Genomic DNA, 2844 nt, shown 5'->3' on the forward strand with positions numbered 1-2844 from the left:
GTATGATCCCGAAAAAGAGGGAACCGGTTTTCGGACAAGATCATGCTCCAACAAAGAACTGAAGAGGACATTGGGATGAAGGATCTGCTCGGCCTTATGGGCAAAGCGAAGGAAATGCAGGCCAAGTTCCAGGCCATGCAAGATGAGATCGCCACGCTCGAAGCAACCGGTCAGGCCGGCGGCGGCCTGGTCAGCGTGACACTGACCGGCAAGTTCGAGATGAAGGTGCTGAAGATCGATCCGTCGCTGTTCAAGGAGGACGAGGCCGAGATTCTCGAGGACCTAATTCTCGCCGCTCACAATGACGCCAAAAATAAGGTCGAGCAGGTCATGCAGGAAAAGACCAAGGCGCTCACGGCAGGCTTGCCGATCCCGCCTGGAATGAAATTGCCGTTCTGAGCCGGCTGCCGCCAGTTAATTGATTATGAATGGAAATCGGACACCGGGGTGGTTGTTAAGACATTCCCCGGCTTTGTTCACGAGGTCATTTCCAGCCATTCATAAAGTTTTACCTATGCTGCACGAATGCTAATCCTTTAGCCATCTTTTTGCCTTTAAGAGTCTCATTCTTGCCACATCTCGGGGCGGGCTGGCATCTGGAAATGAGGCTTTTTTGTTGATCGCGACGCGATGGAAGACGCCGCTGCTGTTGCTCGGCATTGTCACTTCCCCCTTGCTTCTGGCCGGCTGCAGCCAGACCACTTCGCACGGTATGTCGGTGGCCAAGCTGACCGATGCCATCACGCCGAGTTTCCTGAGCTCACGCTCTTACGGCGCCACGCCGAAGGACAGGGAGTGCCTCGAGCGGGCGATGTTCTTCGAATCCAACCGGTCGAGCCGCGACGGCATGATCGCCGTCGGCACCGTCGTCATGAACCGTTTGCGCTCGGGCCAGCACGGCAGCACGATTTGCGAGGTCGTCGGCGAGAAAGGCCAGTTCGCGCCCGGCGTGATGACCCGGCCGATGAATTCGAAGGCGATGCCCGACGTCGAGGAGGCCGCCGACGCCGTGCTCAAGGGCGAGCGCAAGGCCAAGCTCAAGAACACCATGTTCTTCCACACCGCGGGCCTGCGCTTCCCCTACAAGAACATGCACTACACGATGGTCGCCGGCGGCAATGCCTTCTACGAGAAGCGCGGCCGCAACTGGCAGCCGCTGCCGGACGAGCCGATGGTCGCCGTAGCCTCGGCCACGCCGCGCCAGGCGGCGCCTGCTACCGCCCCGGTGCTCGTGGCGTCCGCGGAGCCGGTGGTCAAGACGATCGTCCATCCGGACCCGGCCAAGCAGGCCTCGATGACCGCTGCCGTGGAGCCCGCATCCGCGGCCAGGACGGCAAAAACCGGTACCGTTGCTGCTGAGCAAACCTACATGACCGCCGCCGTTGCGCCTGCGTCGAAGGCCGGTCGTGTCGCGGCGAAGCCGGTTGTGGTGGCGATGCAGGAGCCGATGGCGGAGCCGGATGCCTCGCGTTTCGGCGGCACCTTGAACAGCCGCTACATCACCTCGGTGCCGAGCGCGCCGCAGGAAGCGGCGATGGGTTTCCAGTCGACGCCTGAGAACACCGACGCCATCGGCGCGATGATCGTAAGCCAGAGCCGGCCGCTGGAAGCCTACTGAGCTGACCTGCAATTGATGGTCCGCCCTGTCAGCATGGCGGACCATTCCTCCGGGTGGATGTTCCAAACCGCTCTGAAAAATCCTAGATCAGTGCGATGTCCAAGCGAATCGCCGGTCCAGAGATCGAACGCCTGATCCAGCTCCTGGCCAAGGTGCCGGGGCTGGGCCCCCGTTCGGCCAGGCGCGCCGCGCTTCATCTCATCAAGAAGAAGGAGCAGCTGCTGCAGCCGCTCGCCGCCGCCATGGGCGAGGCGGTCGACAAGGTGCGCATCTGCTCGACCTGCGGCAATGTCGACACCTCCGACCCGTGCATGATCTGCACCGACTCGCGCCGCGACGCCGGCACGCTCATCGTCGTCGAGGACGTCTCCGATCTTTGGGCGCTGGAGCGGGCGGCGGCGATGAATGTGCGCTACCACGTGCTCGGCGGCACGCTGTCGCCGCTCGACGGCATCGGCCCCGAGCAGCTCAACATCCGCTCGCTGGTCGACCGCGTCGCCGGCGGCGAGGTCAAGGAAGTGATCCTCGCCGTCAACGCCACTGTCGAAGGCCAGACCACGGCGCACTACCTCACCGACCAGCTCTCCGGCTTCGAGGTCAAGGTGACAAGGCTGGCGCATGGCGTTCCGGTCGGCGGCGAACTCGACTATCTCGACGAAGGCACGCTAGCCGCTGCGCTGCGATCGAGGACGGCGTTTTGAGGGCTTCAACGAGGAGGTAGCCTGGAAATGACAGTATTCCTTCGCGCCCCCCTCTGTCCTGCCGGACATCTCCCCCACAAGGGGGGAGATTGGCAGCTTCGCTCGCGGCGTTCTTCCTTCAGCGTTGGCGATTGGCGAAAGCCAAGGCGACGGCCAATCTCCCCCCTTGTGGGGGAGATGTCCGGCAGGACAGAGGGGGGCGCGACAGAACGCAAGCATTCAAAACTGGCTGCGCTTTCCCTCTTCGCGGCTCTGTTCATTTTCCTCCTCTCCTTCCCCACCGCCGCAGCCCCCATCGACGACCAGTTCCGCACCTGGCTGCAGAGCGACCTTTGGCCACAAGCCAAGGCCAAGGGAATCTCCAGGAAGACCTTCGACGAGGCCTTCATCGGCGTGAAGGCGAACCTCAAGCTGCCGGACCTCGTTATGCCCGGCGAGACGCCGACGACGCCCGAGAAGCAGCACCAGGCCGAGTTCGGGCCGCCCGGCGCCTATTTCGCCGAGAAGACCGTTCGCGACGTCACC

The 2844-nt window shown here is 62.9% G+C and carries 3 protein-coding genes and 1 pseudogene; all 4 read left to right on the top strand.

Features of this window, described 5'->3' with window-relative positions; all coding sequences use genetic code 11:
- The first annotated feature begins 75 nt into the window (after positions 1-75).
- Positions 76-399, top strand: coding sequence for a YbaB/EbfC family nucleoid-associated protein (locus EN781_RS30060; protein WP_126056700.1), 324 nt, complete (start codon positions 76-78; stop codon positions 397-399).
- A 217-nt stretch (positions 400-616) separates the two neighbouring features.
- Positions 617-1618 carry a cell wall hydrolase gene (locus tag EN781_RS30065; RefSeq protein WP_126056699.1) on the top strand — a complete coding sequence of 334 codons (1002 nt, stop codon included), beginning with the start codon at positions 617-619 and terminating at the stop codon, positions 1616-1618.
- 95 nt (positions 1619-1713) lie between these two features.
- On the top strand, positions 1714-2319 hold the full coding sequence (gene recR, locus EN781_RS30070; RefSeq protein ID WP_126056698.1) for a recombination mediator RecR: 606 nt from the start codon (positions 1714-1716) through the stop codon (positions 2317-2319).
- A gap of 177 nt (positions 2320-2496) precedes the next feature.
- Positions 2497-2844: pseudogene (locus tag EN781_RS30080) on the top strand (lytic murein transglycosylase); the annotation flags it as partial.

The sequence above is a fragment of the Mesorhizobium sp. M4A.F.Ca.ET.090.04.2.1 genome (assembly GCF_003999085.1).
Lineage (GTDB): Bacteria > Pseudomonadota > Alphaproteobacteria > Rhizobiales > Rhizobiaceae > Mesorhizobium.

Excerpts from the sequence above, each read along its gene's own strand:
- EN781_RS30060 (WP_126056700.1), top strand. The coding sequence starts at position 76 with ATGAAGGATCTGCTCGGCCTTATGGGCAAAGCGAAGGAAATGCAGGCC.
- recR (WP_126056698.1), top strand. The coding sequence starts at position 1,714 with ATGTCCAAGCGAATCGCCGGTCCAGAGATCGAACGCCTGATCCAGCTC.